21 protein-coding genes are annotated in these 24,086 nt (G+C 70.9%); 16 read left to right on the forward strand and 5 right to left on the reverse strand.

The genetic code is table 11. The features are described 5' to 3' along the window. Positions 1 to 13 precede the first annotated feature (13 nt). Positions 14 to 700 carry a hemolysin III family protein gene (locus OHA55_RS20745; protein WP_266708464.1) on the reverse strand — a complete coding sequence of 229 codons (687 nt, stop codon included), beginning with the start codon at positions 698 to 700 and terminating at the stop codon, positions 14 to 16. Between the two features lie 283 nt (positions 701 to 983). On the opposite strand from OHA55_RS20745, the gene OHA55_RS20750 reads away from it, so the two are divergent. The 3 genes from OHA55_RS20750 (at position 984) to OHA55_RS20760 (ending at position 5,322) form a co-directional block, all read left to right on the forward strand. Beyond that, entirely contained in the window at positions 984 to 2,810 is a 1,827-nt protein-coding gene (locus OHA55_RS20750; protein ID WP_266708466.1) for a phosphoenolpyruvate carboxykinase (GTP), read from the forward strand. A gap of 228 nt (positions 2,811 to 3,038) precedes the next feature. After that, positions 3,039 to 4,790: an Ig-like domain repeat protein gene (locus tag OHA55_RS20755; protein ID WP_266708468.1), complete on the forward strand. Its 1,752-nt coding sequence runs from the start codon at positions 3,039 to 3,041 to the stop codon at positions 4,788 to 4,790. A 133-nt stretch (positions 4,791 to 4,923) separates the two neighbouring features. Continuing rightward, on the forward strand, positions 4,924 to 5,322 hold the full coding sequence (locus OHA55_RS20760) for a hypothetical protein (RefSeq protein ID WP_266708470.1): 399 nt from the start codon (positions 4,924 to 4,926) through the stop codon (positions 5,320 to 5,322). 67 nt (positions 5,323 to 5,389) lie between these two features. Here the strand turns inward: OHA55_RS20760 and OHA55_RS20765 are convergent, their stop codons facing one another. After that, the gene (locus tag OHA55_RS20765) at positions 5,390 to 6,601 is read right to left on the reverse strand and encodes a pyridoxal phosphate-dependent aminotransferase (RefSeq protein WP_266708472.1); all 1,212 of its coding nucleotides are present in this window, start codon (positions 6,599 to 6,601) and stop codon (positions 5,390 to 5,392) included. A 321-nt stretch (positions 6,602 to 6,922) separates the two neighbouring features. On the opposite strand from OHA55_RS20765, the gene OHA55_RS20770 reads away from it, so the two are divergent. Beyond that, positions 6,923 to 7,249, forward strand: a complete 327-nt coding sequence (locus OHA55_RS20770; RefSeq protein ID WP_266708474.1) for a hypothetical protein — start codon at positions 6,923 to 6,925, stop codon at positions 7,247 to 7,249. A 244-nt stretch (positions 7,250 to 7,493) separates the two neighbouring features. Further along, entirely contained in the window at positions 7,494 to 8,405 is a 912-nt protein-coding gene (locus OHA55_RS20775) for a serine protease (protein ID WP_266708476.1), read from the forward strand. 62 nt (positions 8,406 to 8,467) lie between these two features. Here the strand turns inward: OHA55_RS20775 and OHA55_RS20780 are convergent, their stop codons facing one another. Together OHA55_RS20780 and OHA55_RS20785 are read right to left on the reverse strand one after the other, a co-directional pair. Further along, positions 8,468 to 10,084, reverse strand: a complete 1,617-nt coding sequence (locus OHA55_RS20780) for an amidohydrolase family protein (RefSeq protein WP_266708478.1) — start codon at positions 10,082 to 10,084, stop codon at positions 8,468 to 8,470. A gap of 115 nt (positions 10,085 to 10,199) precedes the next feature. Further along, positions 10,200 to 11,561, reverse strand: a complete 1,362-nt coding sequence (locus tag OHA55_RS20785; protein ID WP_266708480.1) for an amino acid deaminase — start codon at positions 11,559 to 11,561, stop codon at positions 10,200 to 10,202. 255 nt (positions 11,562 to 11,816) lie between these two features. Between OHA55_RS20785 and OHA55_RS20790 the strand changes: the two genes are divergently transcribed. The 3 genes from OHA55_RS20790 to OHA55_RS20800 all read left to right on the forward strand — a co-directional run bounded on the left by OHA55_RS20790 (position 11,817) and on the right by OHA55_RS20800 (position 14,131). Continuing rightward, positions 11,817 to 12,872 carry a sugar kinase gene (locus tag OHA55_RS20790; RefSeq protein WP_266710855.1) on the forward strand — a complete coding sequence of 352 codons (1,056 nt, stop codon included), beginning with the start codon at positions 11,817 to 11,819 and terminating at the stop codon, positions 12,870 to 12,872. Next, positions 12,869 to 13,624 carry an IclR family transcriptional regulator gene (locus OHA55_RS20795; protein ID WP_266708482.1) on the forward strand — a complete coding sequence of 252 codons (756 nt, stop codon included), beginning with the start codon at positions 12,869 to 12,871 and terminating at the stop codon, positions 13,622 to 13,624. Before OHA55_RS20790 ends, OHA55_RS20795 begins: the two co-directional genes overlap by 4 nt. Before the next feature lie 96 nt (positions 13,625 to 13,720). After that, positions 13,721 to 14,131, forward strand: coding sequence for a RidA family protein (locus OHA55_RS20800; RefSeq protein WP_266708484.1), 411 nt, complete (start codon positions 13,721 to 13,723; stop codon positions 14,129 to 14,131). A gap of 137 nt (positions 14,132 to 14,268) precedes the next feature. Here OHA55_RS20800 and OHA55_RS20805 read toward each other — a convergent pair whose 3' ends face one another. Further along, positions 14,269 to 15,999, reverse strand: a complete 1,731-nt coding sequence (locus tag OHA55_RS20805) for a glycoside hydrolase family 18 protein (protein WP_323180434.1) — start codon at positions 15,997 to 15,999, stop codon at positions 14,269 to 14,271. 931 nt (positions 16,000 to 16,930) lie between these two features. On the opposite strand from OHA55_RS20805, the gene OHA55_RS20810 reads away from it, so the two are divergent. The 8 genes from OHA55_RS20810 to OHA55_RS20845 all read left to right on the forward strand — a co-directional run bounded on the left by OHA55_RS20810 (position 16,931) and on the right by OHA55_RS20845 (position 24,086). Then, positions 16,931 to 17,797 carry a hypothetical protein gene (locus OHA55_RS20810; protein ID WP_266708486.1) on the forward strand — a complete coding sequence of 289 codons (867 nt, stop codon included), beginning with the start codon at positions 16,931 to 16,933 and terminating at the stop codon, positions 17,795 to 17,797. A 104-nt stretch (positions 17,798 to 17,901) separates the two neighbouring features. After that, positions 17,902 to 18,609 carry a Flp pilus assembly protein CpaB gene (gene cpaB, locus OHA55_RS20815; protein WP_266708488.1) on the forward strand — a complete coding sequence of 236 codons (708 nt, stop codon included), beginning with the start codon at positions 17,902 to 17,904 and terminating at the stop codon, positions 18,607 to 18,609. A 6-nt stretch (positions 18,610 to 18,615) separates the two neighbouring features. Next, a complete protein-coding gene (locus OHA55_RS20820) occupies positions 18,616 to 19,899 on the forward strand; it encodes an AAA family ATPase (protein WP_266708490.1) in 1,284 nt (427 codons plus the stop codon). 3 nt (positions 19,900 to 19,902) lie between these two features. After that, positions 19,903 to 20,430, forward strand: a complete 528-nt coding sequence (locus OHA55_RS20825) for a TadE family protein (RefSeq protein ID WP_266708492.1) — start codon at positions 19,903 to 19,905, stop codon at positions 20,428 to 20,430. Between the two features lie 3 nt (positions 20,431 to 20,433). Beyond that, entirely contained in the window at positions 20,434 to 20,832 is a 399-nt protein-coding gene (locus OHA55_RS20830; RefSeq protein ID WP_266708494.1) for a TadE/TadG family type IV pilus assembly protein, read from the forward strand. A 71-nt stretch (positions 20,833 to 20,903) separates the two neighbouring features. Beyond that, positions 20,904 to 22,241, forward strand: a complete 1,338-nt coding sequence (locus OHA55_RS20835) for a CpaF family protein (protein WP_266708496.1) — start codon at positions 20,904 to 20,906, stop codon at positions 22,239 to 22,241. Between the two features lie 11 nt (positions 22,242 to 22,252). Further along, positions 22,253 to 23,185: a type II secretion system F family protein gene (locus OHA55_RS20840; protein ID WP_266708498.1), complete on the forward strand. Its 933-nt coding sequence runs from the start codon at positions 22,253 to 22,255 to the stop codon at positions 23,183 to 23,185. A 13-nt stretch (positions 23,186 to 23,198) separates the two neighbouring features. Next, positions 23,199 to 24,086 carry a DUF5936 domain-containing protein gene (locus tag OHA55_RS20845; protein ID WP_266708500.1) on the forward strand — a complete coding sequence of 296 codons (888 nt, stop codon included), beginning with the start codon at positions 23,199 to 23,201 and terminating at the stop codon, positions 24,084 to 24,086.

Consider the following 24,086-nt stretch of genomic DNA (forward strand, 5'->3'; position numbering starts at 1 on the left):
GCGGACGGGCCGTTCAGCCGTGCTGGTAGGCGACGAGCGAGATGCCCACGTAGTGGGCGATGAACGCGGCCAGGGTCAGCGAGTGGAAGACCTCGTGGAAGCCGAAGAAGCGCGGTGAGGGGTTCGGCTTCTTGAGGCCGTAGATCACGCCTCCCACGCTGTAGAGCACTCCGCCGACGACGACCAGGACCAGGACGGCGACGCCGCCGGCCCGCATGAAGTCCGGCAGGAAGAAGACCGCCGCCCAGCCCATCGCGATGTAGCAGGGCGTGTACAGCCAGCGCGGGGCGCCGACCCAGAACACCCGGAACGCTATCCCCGCCAGCGCCGCCGCCCAGACCGCCCACAGCAGGGGCCGCCCGGTGGAATCCGGCAGCAGGAGCAGGGTGAGCGGTGTGTACGTGCCCGCGATGATCAGGAAGATGTTCGCGTGGTCCAGCCGGCGGAGCACCGCCTCGCCGCGCGGGCCCCAGGTGCCGCGGTGGTAGACCGCGCTCACGCCGAAGAGCAGGCAGGCGCTGAGGACGTACACCGCGCAGGCGATCCGTCCCTTGGTGCTGTCCGTGAGCGTGATGAGCGCCAGTCCGGCGACCACCACCGCGGGGAACATGCCGGCGTGCAGCCAGCCGCGCATCCGTGGCTTGAGAGGCACGGCGTCCAGGACGGCGGTTTCGGGTGCGGACGCACCGGCAGCAGTCATGTCCGCATGCTACCTACGCCTCCGTAAGTGCTGCCTATGAGTGGCGGTGGTCACGCTCCGGGTGGCGGCGACCACGCTGCGCGGCCCGTTTCGGGGCGTTCATGCTCACGCTCCGAGTGGCCATGCTCACATGTGAGGCCCTCTGGACAGATGGGCGGTACCGTCGGATGATCAAATGAGTGCGGTCGGCACCGGATGAGCGCCAGGGATGACGCAGTCGAAGCGTCCGGGTCGAAGCCCCCACGGGGCATCAACGGCAATCCACCCTCGACAAGGAGCGATCGTGGCGCGCGACATCGCGGCTCCCTCCCCTCTTCCCACCCGGCACCAGGAGCTCGTCTCCTGGGTCGACGAGATCGCGGCTCTCACCCAGCCGGACCGTGTGGTCTGGTGCGACGGTTCAGAAGCCGAGTACGAGCGCCTGTGCGAGGAGCTCGTCGCCAAGGGCACGTTCACGAAGCTGGACCCGACGCTGCGCCCCAACTCCTACTACGCCGCCTCCGATCCGAGCGACGTCGCCCGCGTCGAGGACCGCACCTTCATCTGCTCCGCGAAGGAGTCGGACGCGGGCCCGACCAACCACTGGAAGGATCCCGCCGAGATGCGGGAGATCTTCTCCGGCGAACAGGGCGTCTTCCGGGGCTCGATGCGCGGCCGCACCCTCTACGTCGTGCCCTTCTGCATGGGCCCGGTCGGCTCCCCGCTCTCGGCGATCGGCGTGGAACTCACCGACTCCGCCTATGTCGCCGTCTCCATGCGCACCATGACGCGGATGGGGCGGGAGGTCCTCGACGAACTCGGCGCCGACGGCTTCTTCGTCAAGGCGGTGCACACCCTCGGCGCCCCGCTCTCGGAGGGGGAGCGGGACGTGCCGTGGCCGTGCAACCCCACCAAGTACATCTCGCACTTCCCCGAGGACCGCGAGATCTGGTCGTACGGCTCCGGCTACGGCGGCAACGCCCTGCTGGGCAAGAAGTGTTACGCGCTGCGCATCGCCTCCGTCATGGCGCGCGACGAGGGCTGGCTCGCCGAGCACATGCTGATCCTCAAAATCACGCCGCCGCGCGGGGAGGCGAAGTACGTCGCCGCCGCGTTCCCGAGCGCCTGCGGCAAGACCAACCTCGCGATGCTGGAGCCCACCATCTCCGGCTGGAGCGTCGAGACCATCGGCGACGACATCGCCTGGATGCGCTTCGGCGAGGACGGCCGGCTCTACGCGATCAACCCCGAGGCCGGCTTCTTCGGTGTCGCGCCCGGCACCGGCGAGCACACCAACGCCAACGCGATGAAGACGATGTGGGGCAACTCCGTCTTCACCAACGTCGCGCTCACCGACGACGGCGACGTCTGGTGGGAGGGCATGACCGAGGAGCCGCCCGCGCACCTCACCGACTGGAAGGGCAACGACTGGACGCCCGAGTCCGGCGTCCCCGCCGCCCATCCCAACGCCCGCTTCACCGTCCCGGCCGGCCAGTGCCCGATCATCGCCCCCGAGTGGGAGGACCCGAAGGGCGTGCCGATCTCGGCCATCCTCTTCGGTGGGCGCCGCGCCACCGCGGTACCGCTGGTCACCGAGTCCTTCACCTGGCAGCACGGCGTCTTCCTCGGTGCCAACGTCGCCTCCGAGAAGACCGCCGCCGCCGAGGGCAAGGTCGGCGAGCTGCGCCGCGACCCGTTCGCCATGCTGCCGTTCTGCGGCTACAACATGGGCGACTACATGAACCACTGGATCAAGGTGGGTGCGGACAAGCCCGACCAGTCGAAGCTGCCGAAGATCTACTACGTGAACTGGTTCCGCAAGGACGACACGGGCCGGTTCGTCTGGCCCGGGTTCGGCGAGAACAGCCGGGTGCTCAAGTGGATCGTGGAGCGCCTGGAGGGCAAGGCGGAGGGCGTCGAGTCGCCGATCGGCATCCTGCCGGCCAAGGGATCGATCGACACGGACGGACTCGGGCTCACCGAGGCCGAGTTGGACTTCCTTCTCACCGTCGACAAGGAGGTCTGGCGCGAGGAGGCGGCGCTGGTCCCCGAGCACCTCAACACCTTCGGCGACCACACGCCGAAGGAACTGTGGGACGAGTACCGGGCGTTGGTCCAGCGCCTGGGGTGAACCGAACGGGCCGAGCCCGCTTTCGTACGTGAACGGCCCCCGGAACCGCAGCGGTTCCGGGGGCCGTGCGTCGTTGCGGGCGCGGATGTTTCAAGGGGCGCGGTGAATTCGCGTGACACGCCGGTTCACAACAACCTCTTGCGTACTGCATGTTCACGAGAGCTACTCTTTCTCCACACGCCTCCGGGAGTCGCCCGGTGGTGTCAACAAGCTTGTGGGGGAAGTAAGTTGAGGAACTCATGGCTCCGCTTGCGGGTCGCCGCGGCGGTCACCGCCCTCTCGCTCGGCGCGGTCGGCCTGACCGCACTCGCCGCGCCCGTCGCGCAGGCCGCCGGGACGGACACCGGGGCGGCCGGGGAGCAGGTCGCCAAGCTGCCGATCAGCTCGTTCGGGGCGCTGGTCGTCGACTCGGCCCACCAGCGCGTCTACGTCAGTGACGACCGCAGGAGCTCCGGCGCGGGCTCCGTCCACGTCTTCGACTTCGACGGGGCGAGGGTCGCCACGCTGGCGACCGACGACGCGCCCTCCTCGCTGGCACTCAGTCCGGACGGGGCCACCCTCGAGGTCGCCCAGACCTCCGGCGTGATCTCCTTCGACACCGCCACCTACGCCAGGACCGCGCGCTACTACGGGAACTACGACGTCTACTGCCCCCGTGACGCGGGCTTCGCCGGCGGCCGGGTCTGGTACACCGAGACCTCGGGCGACAGCGACTGCGACAACCGGACGTACACCCTCTTCGGGACGGCCGACGGCAGGACCACCGCGACCGGCTGGAACGCCACCGGCCGGCTGCGGCTCTTCGGCTCCCCGCAGAACCCGGACCGGCTGATCATGGCCCAGCCCCGGGGGACCACCGTGACCGACCCCTTCCTCACCGTCTTCGACGCGAGCGGCACCACCCTGGTCCGTAACGCCGAACGCCGGTTCGCCGACAGCGCCGGCCAGGGCGGCCTGGACATGCGGGACGTCGCCCAGTCCCCGGACGGCAAGCGGATCGCGGTCGCCGACGCCATCGCCGGCACCCGGCTGCTCGACGCGGACGACCTCTCCGACGCCGCCACCGCCTACCAGCCGCTGCCCGCGGGGGCCGTGGCCGCCGCGGTCGCCTTCAGCGGCGACGGGAAGTACATCGCGCGGGGCGCCGCCGCCACCGGCTCCACCGCCGACCTGCTGGTCCAGGCCGCCGACCCGGCCGACACCACACCCCCGCTGGAGTTCGCCTTCGAGGGCGCGCTCGACGGGAACAAGGTCCAGCCGCGCGGACTCGCCTGGTCCGAGGACGGCTCCCGCCTCTTCGCCGTCACCAACGGCGGCAACGGATACGAGTACTGGCTGCACATCATCCAGCCGCCCGCCGCCCAGTACGACACCCGCTTCGCCGGCGGCCTCTCCACCAGTGCGGCCCAGCCCGTGGTCGGTGAGCCCCTCGGCATCCGGGGCCGGCTGGAGATCGACGGGCCCGCACCCGCGCAGCCGGTCAAGGTGACGGCCGTACGCCACGACGCGGGCGGCGACCGTACGCTCGCCGCCGCCGAGGTCGACGCCGATGGCACGTTCACCGTGCTGGACGTGCCGTCGGTGGTCGGCCCGGCCACGTACACGGTCTCCTTCACCGGCGACCTGACCCACCGCCCGACCGAGGACGTCTCCCTGGAGACCGAGGTGGCGAAGGCCCCGACCGCGATCGCGCTGACCGCCCCGGCGGAGGGCACCAAGGGTGTCGGCCTGCGGATCACCGGCACCCTCACCGGACAGGGCCGCGCACTGCCGGCCGGGATCACGCTCTCCGTCGTACGTACCGACAAGAGGGGCACCGGCACGCTGACCTCGGCCGCCGTCGCCGCGAACGGCACCTTCACCGTCGACGACATCCCCGGAGCCAACGGTGAGGTGACCTACGAGGTCGGCTACGCCGGCGACGACCTGCACCTCGCGAGCATGGCCACGGCGACCGTCCGGGTCCGCAAGCCCGTCTGAGCGCGGTGGGCGGGGGTGGCCGGAGAGCGGGCCGGTCACCCCCCGCCCGGGTCCGTCCACAGGTCGAGATCGCAGACAACTTTAGACTGATTCCAAGATAGGATGGTTTTCCAGCAGACCCTGGAGGCCACCCATGTACGAGCCGATCCGTACTCCGTCGGTCCACACGCCGGCCGACACCGCCGGATTCCCGCACCGCAGCCGCGAGGAAGAGCTGGACATCCAGCTCGCGGGTCACCTCGCCGCGCTGCTCTCCGTCACCGACGAGCTGGGGCTCGACGCGGACGGAGACCGCATCGCCGAGCAGGTGTCGCGGCTGCGCGGCGCGCCCCCGGCCCGGCACGCCGGGCTGATCGACGCCCCGCCCGCGGCCCTGCACCGCCGCGCCCACTCCCTCGCGGGCCGGGCGCTCGTGGTGGCGGCGTCGCGCGCCGACACCACCGTGGCGATCCTCGCCGCGGAACGGATGGACGCGCACGCCGAGGCACTGTCGGCGGCCACCGGCACGCACCGCCTGGTCCCGACCGCCTGACCCGGCCGTTCGGCACGGCCGGCACGGCCGGCACGGCCAGCACGGCCAGCACGGCCCGGGCGCGGGCTCAGGGCTGGCTGTAGCCGTCCAGGAAGTGCGCGATCCGGGTCACCGCGTCCCGGAGGTCCTCCGCCGAGGGCAGGGTGACCACCCGGAAGTGGTCGGGTTCCGTCCAGTTGAACCCGGTGCCGTGCACCACCATGATCTTCTCGGCCCGCAGCAGGTCCAGCACCATCTGCCGGTCGTCCTTGATCTTGTAGACCTTCGGGTCGAGCCGGGGGAAGAGGTACAGGGCGCCCTTCGGCTTCACGCAGGTCACCCCGGGGATCTGCGTCAGCAGGTCGTACGCCACGTCCCGCTGCTCCAGGATCCGGCCGCCCGGCAGCACCAGATCGTCGATCGACTGCCGGCCGCCGAGGGCCGCAGCCACCGCGTGCTGTGCGGGCATGTTGGCGCAGAGCCGCATGTTGGCGAGGATGGTCAGCCCCTCGATGTACGAGGAGGCGTGCTCCTTCGGGCCGCACACCGCCAGCCAGCCGGAGCGGTACCCGGCCACCCGGTAGTTCTTGGACAGCCCGTTGAAGGTGAGGACCAGCAGGTCCGGGGCGATCGCCGCGGTCGGCGTGTGGGTGGCGCCGTCGTACAGGATGCGGTCGTAGATCTCGTCCGAGCAGACCACCAGGGAGTGGCGCCGCGCGATCTCCGTCAGCCCGCGCAGCATCTCGTCGTCGTAGACGGCGCCGGTCGGATTGTTCGGATTGATGATCACGATGGCCTTGGTGCGGTCCGTGATCTTCCGCTCGATGTCGGCGAGGTCCGGCATCCAGTCGGCCTGCTCGTCGCAGCGGTAGTGCACCGCGGTACCGCCCGCCAGAGAGACCGAGGCGGTCCAGAGCGGGTAGTCGGGCGCCGGTACGAGGACCTCGTCGCCGTCGTCCAGCAGGGCCTGCATCGACATCTGGATCAGCTCGGAGACCCCGTTGCCGAGATAGATGTCCTCGACGTCCAGCGGGATGCCCTTGGTCTGGTAGTGCTGCATCACACCGCGGCGCGCGGACAGCAGGCCCTTCGCGTCGCCGTATCCGTGCGCCCCCGCGACGTTGCGCAGGATGTCTTCGAGGATCTCGGGCGGGCACTCGAAACCGAACGCCGCCGGGTTGCCCGTGTTCAGCTTGAGGATGCGCTGACCGGCCGCTTCCAGCCGCATCGCCTCCTCCAGCACGGGGCCCCTGATCTCGTAGCAGACGTTGGCGAGCTTCGTGGACTGGATGACCTGCATGTCCGCGAGCTTACGGCGGTGTTTCGCGGCGTGCTCGGAGCTCACCGCCCGGCGGCGCCTCCGGCGACGTGCCGGCCGGCCGCCGAGGCTTCCATCGCCATGCGGCCGGGCGGGTGAGCCGTGGGAACGTCAGGTCGTCCCGGTGGTGCGGCTTGGAATACGGGTGCGCGCCGCGAGCACGGGTGAGATGCGCCACCCGGGCCGCCCGCTCGCACACGCGTGGGACCGGCCGGCGTCGGTGCGTACGCGCGTACGAAGGGGCCGCCTCAGATCTCGCTCAACTCGCGCACGGGGGCCGCGGCACCCGGGAAGGGTGCGGGCATGGGACTCCTCACGAAGAACCACCTCGCCGTCCTCGTCCTGCACGACGTCGACGAAGTCCTCGCCGCGCTGCGCGAGGAACTGGCCTCCGCGGCGGACACCGACCGGCCCGGCCTGGAGCGCGCGCTCGCCCTCGTCGGGCGGTACACCGGCCGCCCCGAGGGGGAGCTGCGGGTCCGCTGGGTGCGCGAACGGCTCACCGCCTCCGGCTTCACGGGACCCGCCGACTCCACCGAGGCCATCAAGGCGCTACGCCGGGCCGAGCCGGGGCTCTCGCTCCTCCAGGCCGTGACCTACGCCAGGGAGGCGGCGGCGGCCGGGGCCTGAACCCGGCCACCGCCGCTCTTGAGGGGGTGGGGCGTCAGCGGCGCGTCAGGCGGACCGGCGGGCCGGTGCGGGTGCGCCAAGAGGGCGATCGGGCCCGCGGTGCGCGGCTTGATTTCGCCCCTTGTGGGGGCACGTCCGGTACGTGAACATGCTCATGCCAAGGCCGGAAGATCTCCGGTCGCGCGTGTGCGGGCCGGCCGACCCCGGCGGGTCCGCGCGCCAGGTCATCGGAGGGGACCCCCCCATGAAGAAGCCTCTCGTCGCCGCGCTCCTGAGCGCCCTGCTGCTCGGCGCCGGCGCGGTGCCCGCGGTCGCCGCCGCCGATTCCGGGGCGCACGCCTCCCCGGCGTCCGCGTCCGTCGGCAAGTCCGCCCCGGCCGCCCGCGCCGGAGTGTCCGCCGCCCCGGCCGTCGCCGGTGTCCAGGCGGTCGGCTTCGCCGGCACCGTGGCGCTCAGCAACTGTTCCGGCTCCGTCGTCCGTACCCCCACCGCGCTGCCCACCGACCCCGCGCTGGTCCTCTCCAACGGGCACTGCCTGGAGACGGGCTTCCCGGCCGCCGGGCAGGTCATCCTCAACCGCGCGTCCACCCGCTCCTTCACCCTGCTCAACGCGGCGGGCACCGGCGTCGGCACCCTGCGCGCCAGCAAGATCGCCTACGGCACGATGACCGACACCGACATCTCGCTCTACCAGCTCACCCGCACCTACGCCCAGATAGAGAGCAGCTACGGCATCAAGGCGCTGGAGCTCTCCGCCACGCACCCCGTCCAGGGCACCGCGATCACCGTCGCGTCCGGCTACTGGAAGCGGACCTACTCCTGCGCCGTGGACGGCTTCGTCTACCGTCTCAAGGAAGGCGCCTGGACCTGGAAGGACTCGGTCCGCTACACCTCCGCCTGCCAGACCATCGGCGGTACCTCCGGCTCCCCGGTGATCGACAACGCGACCGGCAAGGTCGTCGCCGTCAACAACACCGGCAACGAGGACGGCGAGCAGTGCACGGAGAACAACCCGTGCGAGGTCGACGCCAACGGCACGGTCACCGTGCGCCAGGGCATCAACTACGCCCAGGAGACCTACGGCATCGTGCCCTGCGTCGGCCCCGGCAGCGTCATCGACCTCACCCGCACCGGCTGCGTCCTGCCCAGGCCGTAACGCAGTGGTTCCTGGCGCGTCCCCGGGCCTCGGAGCGGCCCGGGGACGCGCGTGCTTCCGGGTCAGCGACCGGTCGAGCGGACCGAACGGCCCGCCAGCACCTGGGTCCTGCGACCGTCCTCGATGACGAACCGGCCGTCGATCAGCACGTGCGGGATGCCCACCGGCAGGGTCCGGGGCGCCTCGAAGGTCGAACCCGCCGCCACCGTCGAAGGATCGAAGAGTACGAGGTCCGCGCGGTACCCGGTGCGGACCAGCCCCCGGTCCGTCAGCCGCAGCCTTGCCGCCGGCCGTGAGGTCAGATGGGCCACGCACTCCTCCAGGCCGAGCACCCCCAACTCCCTCGCGTAGTGCCCGAGATAGTGCGGGAAGGTGCCGTACGCCCGCGGGTGCGGCTTGTCGCCCCGCAGGATTCCGTCGCTGCCGCCGGTGTGCACCCGGTGGCGCATGATCCGCCGGACGTTCTCCTCGTGCCCCACGTGCTGGAGGATCGTGGAGCCGAGGCGGTCCTGGTCGAGCAGCCGCCGCGCGGTCGTCCACGGCTCCTCGCCGCGCTTCCGTGCCGAGGCGGCGACCGTGTGCCCCACGTACCCGGACAGCCCGGGGACGGTGACGCCGGAGATCTCGATGGTGTCCCAGTCGATCGGCACCCCGTGGCAGCCGTCCGATCCGGTGACCTCCAGATCGTGGCGGATCCGCGCGGCGACCACCGGGTCCGCGAGCCGGGCCAGGGTCGTCTCCGGGCCGCCCTCGCTCGCCCAGCTCGGCAGCATCGCCACCAGCGTGGTGCAGCCGGGGGTGTACGGATACGTGTCCAGGGAGATGTCGGCGCCCTCGTCCAGCGCCCGGTCGAGCAGGTCGAGCAGCTCGGGCGCACGTCCCTCGTTCACCCCGAAGTTCATGGTGGCGTGGGCGAGATGGAGCGCGCACCCCGCCGTGCGGGTGAGCCGGATCATCTCCTCGTACGCCTCCAGGGCGCCGGCCCCGTACGAGCGGTGGTGCGGGCACCAGTAGCCGCCGTGATCGGCCACCACCCGGCACAGCGCGGTGAGTTCGGCGTCGTCCGCGTACATCCCCGGGGTGTACGTCAGCCCGGACGACATGCCGACCGCGCCCTCCCGCATGCCCTGGGCGACGAGTCCGCGCATCCGGTCCAGCTCGGCCCCGGTCGCGGGCCGGTCCTCCCAGCCCACCGCGTACATCCGGACGGTGCCCTGCGGGACCAGGTAGGCGGCGTTGACGGCGATGCCCTCGCCGCCGAAGTTCCGGTCCAGCCGGTCGAGATACTCGCCGACCGTGCGCCAGTCGAAGTCGATGTCCTCGCCGTCGCCGTTCCACCCGGCGATGGTCCGGCGCACCTCGGCGAGCGTGCGGTCGTCCACGGGGGCGTACGACAGCCCGTCCTGGCCCAGGACTTCGAGCGTCACGCCCTGGGCGGCCTTGGTGCTGTGGTCGGGGTCCCGCAGCAGCGCGAGGTCGCTGTGGGCGTGCATGTCGATGAAGCCGGGGGCCAGGGCGAGGCCGTCCGCGTCCAGGGTGCGGCGGGCGCTCGGGCGGGCGCCCGCCGCACCCTCCGGGTGGATCGCGGAGATCCGCCCGCCGTCGACGGCGACGTCCGCCCGGAAGGACGGGCCGCCACCGCCGTCGATGACGCGCGCGTCGCGGATGACGAGGTCCATGGCGACCCTCCGGGGGTTCTGGTGTGCGGTTCGGGTGGTGCGGCGGATCCGGGCGGCGCGTCACGGGGTGCGGCCCTGCGCGCCGGTACCGGGGTGCGGTGGGCCCGGCGCGGGTTCAGAAGTACGTGCGCAGGTACTCCTCGACGGTGCCGTCCTCCCGTACGACCGGGATGAGCTGCCACTTGTCGAAGGAGGTGCACGGGTGCGAGAGCCCCAGGCCGACCCAGTCGCCGACCTCCAGGCCGGTGCCCGGCTCGGTGGCCAGCCAGCCGTGCTGGTCGGAAAGGCCGGTGACGGTGATCCCGGTGGCGGGCCGCACCGATCCGTCCCGCGCCGAACGGATCACCTGGGCCTCGGGGAGGTGGAGGTCGTGGGCGGCGTCCCGCTTGCCCGCGTTGACGAACGCCTGGCCGTCGGTGGGGCGCGAGACCACCTGCGTCCAGAGCCGGAAGGCGGCCCGCAACTCCCCCTCCTCCGGGACCCGGTTGAAGGGAGTGAGGTTGCGGTACTGGCCGTCGTCGTGGCTGACGTACGCACCCGACCGCAGCAACTTGCAGACCGGACGGCTCAGTTCGGGGATGTCGGCGAACACCTCGGCGACCATGTCGAACCAGGCGCTGCCGCCCGCGCTCACCAGGATCTCCTCACCCCCGGCGAGTCCCTCGAAGCGCCCGGCCCGGTCGAACTCCACCGCCAGCGCCACGAGTCGGCGCAGCCAGTCGGCGACCCGCTCCGCCGTGGCCTTCGGTACCTCGCCCTCGTACCCGGCGACCCCGACCAGGCGCAGCGTGGACACGGCGGCGACCGCGTCCGCGACCGCCGCGCACTCCGCCTCCGTACGCACACCGGTACGGGCGCCCTCGCCCGCGCCCAGCTCCACCACCACGTCCACCGCGCGGCGGGCACCCGCCGCACGCAGGGCCTCGTCCATCAGCTCCACCCCGCGCACCGAGTCGACGTAGGCGACGAAGGTGAACTCCGGATCCGCGTCGAGCTCGCCCGCCAGCCAGGTCAGCGCGACCGGGTCCACCACCTCGTTGGCGAGGAAGATCCGCCGGATGCCGTGGTCGCGGTAGACGCGGGCCTGGTGCGGGACGGCGGCGGTGATGCCCCAGGCCCCGTGGCGGAGTTGGCGGGCGAAGAGCTGCGGCGACATCGAGGTCTTGCCGTGCGGCGCGAAGGCCAGGCCGTGGCGCTCGGTGTACGTCTCCAGGAGCGCGAGGTTGCCGGCGAGCGACTCGGCGGAGAGCGTCAGCAGCGGGGTGGTGAACCCGCCGGAGAAGAGGGGCCGCGCCTCGGCGGCGAGAGCGCCCACGGTGAGCCCCTCGGCGTCCGGCGGCAGGCCCTTGAAGCGGGAGTCGATCCGCTCGTCGGCGAGCGCGGCGGCGTACCGCTCCGCGACCGTCGCCGCGTCCTCGGCCGCACCGGCCACGGCGGCGCCCGTGGTCCCGTTCCCGGATGTCGCGTCGGCTGCCATGCGGATCCCCTCTCCCTGATTCCTCCGAGCGTTGCATCCTCTGCAACGCTCATTGCGTATGTCGCTCCAGGCTGTCTAACATCCGAGCCGACGCCGGGTCAACGACGAGCCGGCGGAGCAGCGGGCCGGTCGACACTGGCCGGCGGCCGGACCAGTGACCAGCGAGGAGCCCAGGTGCCCGGAACCGGAGCGGGAACGGGAACGGCCGACCCGGCGGACGCCGTCGCGAGCGCGACCCACGCCGACGGCACCGGCATCGACGTCGTCTGCCTCGGCGAGTCGATGGTGACCTTCCTGCCCACCGAACCCGGCCGCCTCGCCGACGTACCCGCCTTCCTGCGCGGAATCGGCGGCGCCGAGTCCAACGTCGCCTGCGCCCTGGCCGGAGCCGGACACCGTACGGCCTGGGTCGGCCGGGTCGGCGAGGACGGCTTCGGCGACCACCTGGTCGACACCATCGCCGGACACGGGGTCGACACCTCCGCCGTCCGGCGCGACCCCGACCGCCCCACCGGCGTCTACTTCCGCACCGCCGCCGACCGCGCCGACACGCACCACGAGGTCGCCTACTACCGCGCCGGGTCCGCCGCCTCCGCGATGTCCCCGCACAACGCCCCGTACGACGCGCTCTTCGCCGGCCGCGTCCTCCACCTCTCCGGCATCACCGCCGCGCTCTCCGACGACTGCCTCGCCCTGCTGCGCACCCTCACCGCCGACCGCCCCGGCCGCCCCCTGGTCTCCTTCGACATCAACCACCGCCCCCGCCTCTGGCGCGGACACCCCGCCGGCCCCGGAGTCCTGCGCGACCTGGCACGCGGCGCCGACCTCGTGTTCGTCGGCGAGGACGAGGCGGCGGAGGCCTGGGGCGTGCACGGACCCGAAGCCATCCGCGCCGCCCTGCCGGAACCCACCGTCCTCGTCGTCAAACACGGCGCGGACGGCGCCACCGTCCTCGCCCGCCCCGAAGGCACCCCGCCCGGCCCCGGAACCGACGAGACCACCGTCGTCCCCGCGCTCCGCGTCGACGTGGTCGCCGCCGTGGGCGCCGGGGACGCCTTCGCCGCGGGCTTCCTCTCCGCCACCCTGCGCGGACTGCCCGTACGCGACCGCGCCCGCCACGGCCACCTGATGGCCGCCGCCGTCCTCACCGTCCCCGGCGATCTCACCCGCCCCCCGGCCCGCGCCCACGCCGACCGGCTCGCCGCGCTGGACGACGAGGACTGGGGGAGACTGCGACTCGGCCCCGGATGGACCGGGCGCACGGCAGCCGGGCGCGACTTCGCGCACTCGGCCGAAGGAGCAGCCGGATGAGCCAGACCGTCGACCGCGCGCTCAGCATCCTGCCGCTGCTCGCCGAGGGCCCCGCCGACCTGGGCGGCGTCGCCGACCGGCTCGGCGTCCACAAGTCCACCGCCCTGAGGCTGCTGCGCACCCTGCGCGAACACGGGCTCGTCTACCGCCAGGAGGACCAGCGCTACCGGCTCGGCGCCCGCCTCTTCGCCCTCGCCCAGGAAGCCGTCGAGAACCTCGACGTCCGCGAGATCGCCCACCCGCACCTGGTCGACCTCAACGAACAGTGCGGCCACACCGTCCACCTCGCCGTGTACGAGGAGGGCGAGGTCCTCTACATCGACAAGGTGGACAGCCGCTACCCGGTCCGGATGTACTCGCGCATCGGCAAGACCGTCGCCATGTCCGTCGCCGCCGTCGCCAAACTCCTCCTCGCCGACCTTCCCGAACCTGAGCGCCGGGCCGTCGCCGAACGGCTCGACTACCCCTCGTACACGTCCCGTTCGACACCCAACGCCGCGGCCTTCCTCCGCGAACTCGCCGTCGTCCGCGAACAGGGCTGGGCCACCGACCTCGGCGGCCACGAGGAGTCCATCAACTGCGTCGGCGCCCCGGTCCGGGGGGCCGACGGACGCGTGGTCGCCGCGATGTCGGTCTCCGCGCCGAACGTCCTGGTCACCGCCGAGGAACTCCTCGCCCTGCTGCCGCTGCTGCGCCGCACCGCCGACGCCATCAGCCGGGAGTACTCGGGCACGGCCGTATCCCCGCCGTAGAGAGCCCCCGGGCGCCCTGCGTACCGATACACACCGCGATTCCGCATCCCTGTACGTCACCGTATTTCTGTACACCGCACAGTCGAAGGACACCCCATGACCGAGAAGACCGCCCTCATCCCCAGCACCCACACCACCCCGCCCGCGAAGTTCTCGCACGGCGTGAAGAAGGGGAACATCCTCCAGGTCGCCGGCCAGGTCGGCTTCCTCCCGGCGGTCGAGGGCCAGGCCCCGACCCCGGCGGGCCCGACCCTGCGCGAGCAGACCCTCCAGACCTTCGCCAATGTCAAGGCGATCCTGGAGGAGGGCGGCGCCGGCTGGGACGACGTGATGATGATGCGCGTCTACCTCACGGACGTGGACCACTTCGCCGAGATGAACGAGATCTACAACGCGTACTTCGAGGAGCAGGGACTCAAGGCCCCCGCCGCCGCGCGCACCACGGTCTACGTCGGTCTGCCCAAGGGCCTGCTCATCGAGATCGACGCGCTCGCCGTCCTCGGCTGAGTCACCTCGCGGGCACCCACCGCTCTCCCGGAACGCCGAAAAGCGCCACCGGGGGAGCGGTGACGCTTTTCGACGGTGTGGCCCCGGCCGGGTGGCCGCGCCGGTTTGTCCGGCCGGGTGCTACGGGCGCCGGGACGTTACGGCAGGGCGTGGACGTGCGCGCCGACCGCGCTCGACCAGGCGTTGCCCGCGGTGGCGTCCCAGTTGGTGGACCAGGTCATCGCGCCGCGCAGCGCCGGGTAGGTCTTGGCCGGCTTGAACGAACCACAGCTGGTGCCCTTGGCGAGGCAGTCGAGCGCCGCGTTCACGATCGACGGGGCGACGTAGCCGCTGCCCGCACCGCGGGTCGAGGCGGGAACCCCGAGACCGACCTGCGAGGCGTCGAGGCCGCCCTCCAGCTGGATGCAGGCGAGCGCGGTGAGGAAGTCCACCGAACCCTGCGAGTAGACCTTGCCGTCGCAGCCGAGCATCGAACCGCTGTTGTAGTACTGCATGTTGACGACGGTCAGGATGTCCTTGACGTTCAGGGCCGTCTTGAAGTACTCGCCGGACGTCGACTGCATGTCGATGGTCTGCGGGGCCATGGTGATGACCAGGCCCGAGCCCGCCTTGGTGGAGAGCGCGCGCAACGCCTTCGTCATGTACGTGGAGTTGAGGCCGTTCTCCAGGTCGATGTCGACGCCGTTGAAGCCGTACGTCTGCATCAGCGAGTAGACCGAGTCGGCGAAGGCGGTGGCGGAGGCGTCGCTGTTGACCGCGACCGCGCCCTTCTCACCGCCGACCGAGATGATGACGTTCTTGCCGGCGGCCTGCTTCGCCTTGATGTCGGCCTTGAACTGGTCGACGGTGTAGCCGTTCAGGCCGGCCGAGTCCAGCGTGAAGGAGACGGCGCCCGGCGTGGACGTGGCGTCCGCGAAGGAGACCGCGATGATGTCGTAGGCGGACGGCACGTCGCTGAGCTTCTGGACGGTCGCGCCGTTGTTGAAGTTCTGCCAGTAGCCGGTCACCGCGTGCTTCGGCACCGTGGTCGACGGCGGCGGGTTGGTGGTGCCCGAGGTGGACGTACGAACGCTGATCGCACTCGACTTGGCGGACTCGCCCGCCGCGTTGGTCGCGCTCACCGCGAAGGAGTACGCGGTGTCGGCGGAGAGCCCGGAGATCGTCGCCGAGGTCCCGGTCGAGGTGGTGGCCTTCGCGCCGTCCTTGTAGACCGTGTAACCGGTGGCCCCGGAGACGGAGTTCCAGGAGAGCGACACGGAGGACGAGGTCTTGGAGCCCGAGGCGAGACCCGCCGGCGTGGCCGGGACCGTCGGGGCCGGGTCGGTGCCGCCGCCGCCGTCCGGGCCGGTGACCGAGATGTCGTCCGCGTAGTAGGCGGGCTGGCCGTACCAGCCGTGGGTGTACACGGTCACCGAGGTGGTGGAGGAGCCCGTCGTGAAGCTCGTGGCGAGCTGGGACCAGCCGGTGGAGCTGGGCGTCCAGGTGGAGACGTCCGTGGTGCCGGTGCCGCTCACGCCCAGGTAGACGTAGCTGCCCTGCACCCAGGAGGACAACGCGTACGTCGAGTTGGGCTTCACCGCGACGGTCTGGCTGCACTGCGCGTTGTCCAGCCCGGCCGGGGTCGCCTTGAGCGCGGAGCTGCCGCCGTGCACCGGTGAGGAGACGGCAGCCCCGCTGCCGGCCGTACAGGTCCAGTTGGTGAGGCCGGACTCGAAGCCCGCGTTCTTGGCCACGTTGACGTCGGCGGCCTCCGCGTTGCTCACGAGGCCGGTGACGGTCAGCGCGCCCGCCGCGACGACGGCCATGGCCGCGCCGAGCGCGGGACGGGTGTAGGGCCTGCGGTGCCTTCTGCCTGCGCTGCGTTCCACTGCATCCTCCGGGGGGAGTCGGGGTGGTGGCGGGGGTGCGCCGGGGGGTCCGTGCGGTTCTGCGTGGTCCGTGCGGGTTCTGCGTGGGGTTCGCGCGGGGGTGCCGTGGGAGTCGCCGTGGGAGGACGACCGGGGGACGGTGCCACCGCTGGCCGATAAACTGGTCCAGACCAATCGAGTTGTCAAGACCTCTGATGTCGATTCACTCGTCCTAGCGGATGTTGGGAGAGTGTGAGCGGGGCGCCGACGGTCCTGTCCCGGTCGGTCCGCATGCTGAGTACGAGCCGTCCCGTACCCCGGCCGGCAGGTCGCCGGCGGGAGCCTTTGCGACCGTGTGCACCCGCGCCCCGTCGTCAACGCGGCGCGCCCGCAACGATGTTGCGAACAAGCGTCACCGCGTGGCGGCGACCTCACGGGCGGGCGTGCCCCCTGCTCCTCCGCCCCTGTTCGGGGTGGTGGGACGGGTGGTCCGTCCCGTCGGTGGCGGCGCGCGGACTGCCGTGTCATCCCGCACCACTCCGTCACCCGGATAAAATGGCGTGTGCAAAGAAGGGTTGACGGTCGCATCGATGGGCATCATGCGGACGCACGGGGGAGCGGGTGGCGTCAATGAGTTCTCGTACTCATCAATTGCCGTACAGGGGCACGGGTGGCGATGCGTGAAACCCCAACACCCCGCCATGATCGGCGGATTGGTGAATGGCTGGGAAAACGCCGGATAAACCTCGTTGGCGTCCCGAATTCAACTACCGTCGTACTGACCTGATATGGGTCCGGTGGTGACGCAGCGCTCCCGGATTCCGTCTCCATATTGATTCCTGAAGACGGTTTCCCGCCTGGTGGGACGTGACTACAGTGCTGTCGGAGAACCGCGGACAGGAGCGATTGCGGTCGGCGGTGCGACGCCGGCCGGAGCCGAACGGGGAACAGCGTGCCGATCGCCATTGCAGTAACCAGCGCTGACCTGGTGCTGCCACCCACTGACCAGCAGACACCGACCGCCGCCCTGCTGCACGCGCCGGAAGCACAGGCACTGGAACTCGCCGTCGGCGACATCCATCTCCTGCTGGAGCAGCACGGATACGTGATCGCCGTGTACCCGTCCTCCCTCCCGGTCGCCCACGAGCGAAGGCTGTTCGCCATCCGCTCGGTCCTGGAGAGCGACCGGATCGCCCTCCTCAAGGTCGATCTCCCGCCGCTCGGGTTGGCCGTGCTCGTACGGCAGTTGCGCCAACTCTCCATCTGCGACTTCAGCCCCGGAGTGGTCGCCTCCGCCGTCCGGCTGCTCGCCCACTACATCCACGCGGGAGCGCTGCTGAACTCCGTGGCCAAGCTGGACCGCTTTCCGGTCAGCCTCAAGGAGCACGCCAAGTCGTTGGTTCCCGGGACCCAGTTCGCCGCACTCGCCGGCACCCACGCGCGACTGGTCAAAGTGCGGCCGGCGATGGAGCCGTTGCCCGGACCGGATTTCGCGACCCATCTGCTGATCGCCAAGGGGCAGGCACCGCAGGAATGGGTGAAGGAGCGGCTGGCCCCCGACTGGAAGGTCCAGGCCATTCACGAGGCCGCACTCCCCGCCGAGTCGGTCCGCTGGTGGGGCACCTCGAAGCTGGTGGAATTCGCCTCCTACCTTCCGGACATCTCCGTCCTGTACCAGCTGGTGGCCTCGGTGCGCCGGGAGAATTGCCACTGGTGCGGCATGGAACTCATCGGAGACCGTTGCGGGTTCTGCTCGTCCCCCCTCGCCCAGCCCGAGCACCGCGCCCACACCTCGGTCGTACTCGCCCGTGAACGGTAGCGACCGCCGCCCGGACCACCCGCCCTCCCCGGGCACACCGCACCGCGCGCATCCGTCCCTGTCCGCCGCCCCACGCATCCGATCCGAACGAGGTTGTCCGGTCCATGAACTCCCGCCAGCGCCGTGGCGTCATACTCCTGCTCCTGTCGGTCCTGTGCGCCTTCGGCGCCTTCGCCGGGGTGCTCTCCGTGATCAGCGACGTCAACTCGAAGGTCGGACCCGAGGTCAGCGCGTACCAGCTCAAGAAGAACATCGCCCCGTACACGGCGCTGAACAGCAGCCAGTTCGAGAAGATCTCGATGCCCGAGCGCTGGCTCTCCGCCAACGCCGTGACCGACCTGCGCGAGGTGCAGGGCAAGATCGCCGTCACCCAGCTCCGCCAAGGTTCCCTGCTGCAGAGCGACATGATGGTGGCCAAACCCGAACTGCGCGCCGGTGAACAGGAGATCGCCATCATGATCGACGCTGCGACCGGTGTCGCAGGGAAGATCACCCCGGGTGCCACGGTGAACGTCTACGCCACCTTCGCCGCCGAACGGGAAGGTGACCCGGCGCAGTCGAAGGTCATCGTCGCCAACGCCAAGGTGCTCGACGTGGGCAAGCTCACCGCGCTGGAGCCGGACCGCGACGGCACCTCTTTCCAGATGACGCAGGCGGTACCGATCACCTTCGCCCTCAACACGCTGGACACCCAGCGCATCGCGTACGCCGAGTCCTTCGCGGAGCACGTACGGCTGGCGCTCGTCGCCCCCGGCAGCGACGGAACGATCCGTCCGGGCGACCGCACCTACCAGCTCGACAAGGACAAGTGAGGACGGATGACCATCAGAATCCTTCCGGCCGTGGGGGACGTCGACGCGGCCAGATCCGTCACCACTCTGCTCAGCCAGCTGCCCGAAGCCGAACCGGCCACCCCGGTCGGCGACTCCACCCAGCTCATCGACACCCTCGCCCGGCTGGCCGGCGAGGCCTTCGACGAACTGCCGGAGGTCGTCCTCGTCCACGAGCGCATCGGCCCGGTCCCCGCCCTGGAGCTGATCAGGGAAGTCTCCCTGCGCTTCCCGGCGGTCGGCGTCGTCCTGATCACCGCCGACGCCAGCCCCGCGCTGTTCGCCGACGCCATGGACTCCGGCGCCCGCGGCATCGTCACCCTGCCGCTCAGCTACGAGGAACTGGTCAACCGCATCCAGGCGGCCGCCCAGTGGGCGGCCGGCGTACGGCGCCACCTCGTCTCCGGCAACGAGGTCTTCACCGGCCCCGGCGGCATGGTCGTCACCCTCACCGGCGCCAAGGGCGGCGTCGGCTGCACCCTCGCCGCCGTCCAACTCGCTCTGGCCGCACAGGCGTCCGGGCACACCGTCGCCCTCGTCGACATGGACCTGCAGACCGGCGACATCGCCTCCTACCTGGACGTCCAGTTCCGCCGGTCGATCGTCGACCTCGCCCTGGTCTCCGAGATATCGCCCCGGGTCCTCACCGACGCCGTCTTCTCCCACTCCACCGGACTCTCCCTGCTGCTCGCGCCGGGCGACGGGGAACGTGGTGAAGAGGTCAGCGACCGATCGGCCCGCCAGATCGTCAGCGCCCTGCGCTCCCGGTACGAGGTCGTCGTCGTCGACGGCGGCAGCCAGATGAACGGCGCCAACGCGGCGGCCGTCGAGATGGCGGACGTGGCCGTGCTCGTGACGACGCCCGACGTCGTCGCGGTGCGCGGCGCCAAGCGCATCGTACGGATGTGGGACCGGCTGCAGATCCGCAAGGCCGAGGAGACCCTCACCGTCGTCAACCGCTACACCCGCGGCACGGAGATCCAGCCGCCGCTGATCCAGAAGATCACCGGTACCCGCGTCGCCGGTGTGGCCGTGCCCGCCAACTTCAAGGAACTCCAGGGAGTCGTCGACGCCGGACGGCTGCACGAACTCGACGCCAAGAGCACCGTCAAGCAGGCGCTCTGGGGACTGGCCGGGGAAATCGGGATCGTCAAGCCCCGGCCGGGGGAGAAGAAGAACGGCAGGGCGCGCAACGACGGGGGCTCGGTGGGAGGCCCGCGCGGACGGCGCGGCGCGGACCAGGGCCGGGGACGGACCGAGGGGACACGTTGACCGATGACCACCACGCTGACGCACGACACCGACATAGGGATGAGGCGCCCCGGCGCCTCATCCCGGGACGGGCGGCCCGCCGGACCCACGCGTGACGGGAGCGGGCGCGCCGACGGCCGGCCGGCCCGCCGGATGCGGGACGGGCGCCGGCTCCGTGCCGCGACCGGCCCCCGGCGCGACCGCGGACAGACGGCGATCGAGTTCCTGGGCATGACGCCCATGATCATCCTGATCATGCTCGTGCTCTGGGAACTCGCCCTCGTCGGTTACACCTTCAGCCTCGCCGGGAACGCCGCCGACAAGGGCGCGCGGGCCGGCGCCGGGGCGGAGTTCGGCTCGGGCTCCGCCTGCCGCCAGAAGGCGCGCGAGAACCTGCCCGACGCCTGGGAGGGGAACGCGGTCATCCGCTGCAGCGGCGGCTCCGACCTCTACCGGACGAAGGTCCGCCTCAAGGTCCCGGTCCTGGTCCCCGGCCTCTTCGACCTGGACGTGCACATCGACGGCGACGCGGCCTCGCCGCAGGAGGGCTGAGCGATGACGACCACGACGAGTCCGCCGCCCACCGCGTCCGGTCCCTCCGCACGCCGTGACCGCGGTCAGGTCGCCATCGAGTACCTCGGCTTCCTGCCGCTGCTGCTCCTGGTCGGGATGCTCGCGGTCCAGCTGGGCCTCGCGGCGTATGCGGCCAACCAGGCGGGCACCGCCGCCCGGGTCGCGGCCCGCAGCGCCAGCCAGGACTACCCGCGCGGGGGCGCCGCGCAGAACGGCCGCGACGCCATCAGCGACTGGCTCACCGGCTCCGACGAGTTCCGCATCAACATGTCCGGCGGGGCCGACGAGGTCACCGCCACCGTACGGATCAAGGTCCCGAGCGTCGTCCCCGGCGTCGACTGGTCCTGGGCCGAGCGGAGCGCCACCTTCCCCAGGGGCTGACCGCACCGCCTTCCTCCCGTACCCCGTCCGCCCGCAGCACCGCCCGGAAAGCCAGAGAGAGAGTCAGCCACATGAGCCTGCGGGCACGCATCACCGCTCCCGACGAGAAGGGCGGGGCGCGCGAGGACGGCCACATGGTCGCCCTCTACCGTGCCAAGCTCCTGGAGGAGATCGACCTCGCGGAGATGTCCTCGCTGGCCGCCGCGGACCGGCGGGTCCGGCTGGAGCGCGTACTCGGCCACATCATCAGCCGGGAGGGCCCCGTCCTCTCGACGGTGGAGCGCTCGCAGCTCATCCGCCGCGTCGTGGACGAGGCCCTCGGCCTCGGCATCCTGGAGCCGCTGCTCGAAGACGCGTCCATCACCGAGATCATGGTCAACGGCCCCGACCAGGTCTTCGTCGAGCGCAGCGGCAAGGTCGAGCAACTGCCCCTGCGCTTTGGATCGCACGAGCAGCTGATGCAGACCATCGAGCGCATCGTCTCCACCGTCAACCGCCGTGTGGACGAGTCCAATCCGATGGTCGACGCACGCCTCCCCAGCGGCGAACGCGTCAACGTGATCATCCCGCCGCTCTCGCTCACCGGCGCGACGCTCACCATCCGCCGCTTCCCCCGCTCCTTCACCCTTCACGAGATGATCGGCTTCGGCTCGCTCGACGAGCAGATGCTGGTGCTGCTCGCCGGGTTCGTCCAGGCGAAGCTCAACATCATCGTCTCCGGCGCCACCGGCACCGGGAAGACCACCCTGCTCAACGCGCTCTCCGGGCTGATCCCGAACAACGAGCGCATCGTCACCATCGAGGACTCCGCCGAACTCCAGCTCCAGCAGAACCACGTGATCCGGCTGGAGTCCCGCCCCGCCAACGTGGAGGGCAAGGGCCAGATCACCATCCGCGACCTGGTCCGCAACTCCCTGCGTATGCGCCCCGACCGCATCGTCGTCGGTGAGGTCCGAGGCGGCGAATCGCTCGACATGCTCCAGGCCATGTCCACCGGCCACGACGGCTCGCTCGCCACCGTCCACGCCAACAACGCCGAGGACGCCCTGATGCGCCTCCAGACCCTCGCCTCGATGTCCGAGATCAAGATCCCGTTCGAGGCGCTGCACGACCAGATCAACAGCGCCGTCGACATCATCGTCCAGCTCACCCGGCACGCCGACGGCACCCGCAAGATCACCGAGATCGTCGCCCTGGACTCGCACGGCCGCGAGCCGTACCGCATCGTGAGCGTCGCCCGCTTCAACGCCCAGCCGATGGCCGCGGACGGCAGGATCTACGGCCAGTTCCAGTACCTCCCGCTGCCCCGCCGGATCGCCGACCGCCTCTACATGGCCGGCCAGCCCATCCCGCAGGCCTTCGGCGTCGCGGTGCACTCCGATCAACTCGCCACCCGAGAGGCCATGTAGGTACCCCCGCCATGAACAATCTCCCTCTGATCACGGTCGGCGTGACACTCCTCTGCGGCGTCCTCGGCGTGTGGGGCCTGTACGCCTACACCGGCGGCAAGGCGGACCGCGACGCGCTCGTGGACCGGTTGTCCTACGCCGGACACGCCGCGAAGAGCAACAGGCGGTTTGCCGGGATCGACCGGCGGCTGCGCGGCACCAGATTCGGCCGGCGGCTCGAACTCAAGCTCGGAGCGACGGGCCTGGAGATCACCCCGGGCGAGTTTCTCGTGTACGCCATCGCGGCGATGGCCATTCTCTGGGCAGTGGCGTCGTCGATGCTGGCCTCCTTCTTCGGCCCGGTGGCGGCGTTGATCGGGCTGTGGGCGACGAACGCCTTCCTCAACTGGCAGCGCACCAAGCGGATCGAACGGTTCATCAATCAACTCCCGGAGCTCTCGCGGGTTCTCGCCAACGCGACGCAGGCGGGTCTCGCGCTGCGCACCTCACTTGCCATGGCGGCGGAGGAGCTGGAGAACCCCGCCGGAGAGGAACTGGCCCGCGTCGCCCGGCGGCTGGCAGTCGGCGAGTCGCTGGACGACGCGCTGAGCGAACTCACCGACCGACTGCCCTCCCGTGAACTGGCCGTCCTGGTATCGACCTTGGTGCTCTCCAACCGGGCGGGCGGTACGGTCGTCAGCTCCCTGCGCAACCTCACCGAGACGCTGGAGGAGCGCAAGGAAACCCGGCGCGAGGTCAAGACCCAGCTCTCCCAGGTCACCGTCACCGCCTACGCGGTCCCCGTCTTCGGGCTCGGAGCGATGCTGCTGATGAACGCGGTGATGCCCGGCGCCCTCGACCGTATGACCGGAGCCTTCCTCGGCCAGGCCGCCGTGGTGGTCTCCATCGCCCTGTACACGATCGGATTCGTCGTGATCCGTCGTATGTCCCGCATCGACGTCTGAGGGAGGAACGGATATGGACCTGCTGCTCGCCGTGGGCATGGCGATCGCCGTCTACGGCATCATCTACGGCTACCGGATGTACCGTGCCGAGGCCAAGCTCCCCACCGACCTCGCCATTGCCCTCGAAGTAGGTGCAACCCGCACGTCCGCCGTCGGGTCCGGCATCGACCGCCTCGGCATGCGCTGGGCGCCCGCCGTGCTGCGGATGATGGGCGCGAAGGCAGTCAACAAGAAGCGCCGGCAGATCGACATGGCGGGCAACCCCGGCGGCCTCACCATCGACCGCTATGCGGCACGGCGCGCGGTCTACGGCGCACTCGGCATGCTGGGTGCGTTCGCCATGCTGCTGCGCGGCCAGGTCTTCTTCGCTCTGCTGATGGTCGGCTTCGGCCTGTTCTGGGTCGAGGCGGGCATCTGGTCGGCGGTCCGCGTCCGTCGCGATCACATCGAACGGACTCTCCCGGACTTCCTCGACGTGTTGGCCGTCGTCGTCTCGGCGGGCCTCGGGTTCCGGCAGGCACTGGGCCGGGTGGCGGAGAAGTACGAGGGCCCGTGGGCCGACGAACTCCGCATCACCCTTCGGCAGATGGACATGGGAGTCAGCAGGCGCCAGGCCTTCGACGAACTGCGTAAACGCAACGATTCCGAGCAGGTCGCCATGTTCGTCACCGCCCTCCAACAGGGAGAGGAACTGGGTGCTCCGATCGTCGACACCTTGATTCAGATCGCCAACGACATGCGTCGTACCGACGCGCAGAACGCCCGGCGGAAGGCCGCCCGGGCGGTTCCCAAGGCGACGTTCGCGGTGACGACGTTCCTCCTGCCGGGGACGCTCGTCCTGCTCACGGTTGGGTTCATCTACGGCGCCAACGTGGACTTCGGATTCGTGACGGGCGGATGA

The sequence above is a fragment of the Streptomyces sp. NBC_00102 genome, assembly GCF_026343115.1.
Classification (GTDB): Bacteria; Actinomycetota; Actinomycetes; order Streptomycetales; family Streptomycetaceae; genus Streptomyces.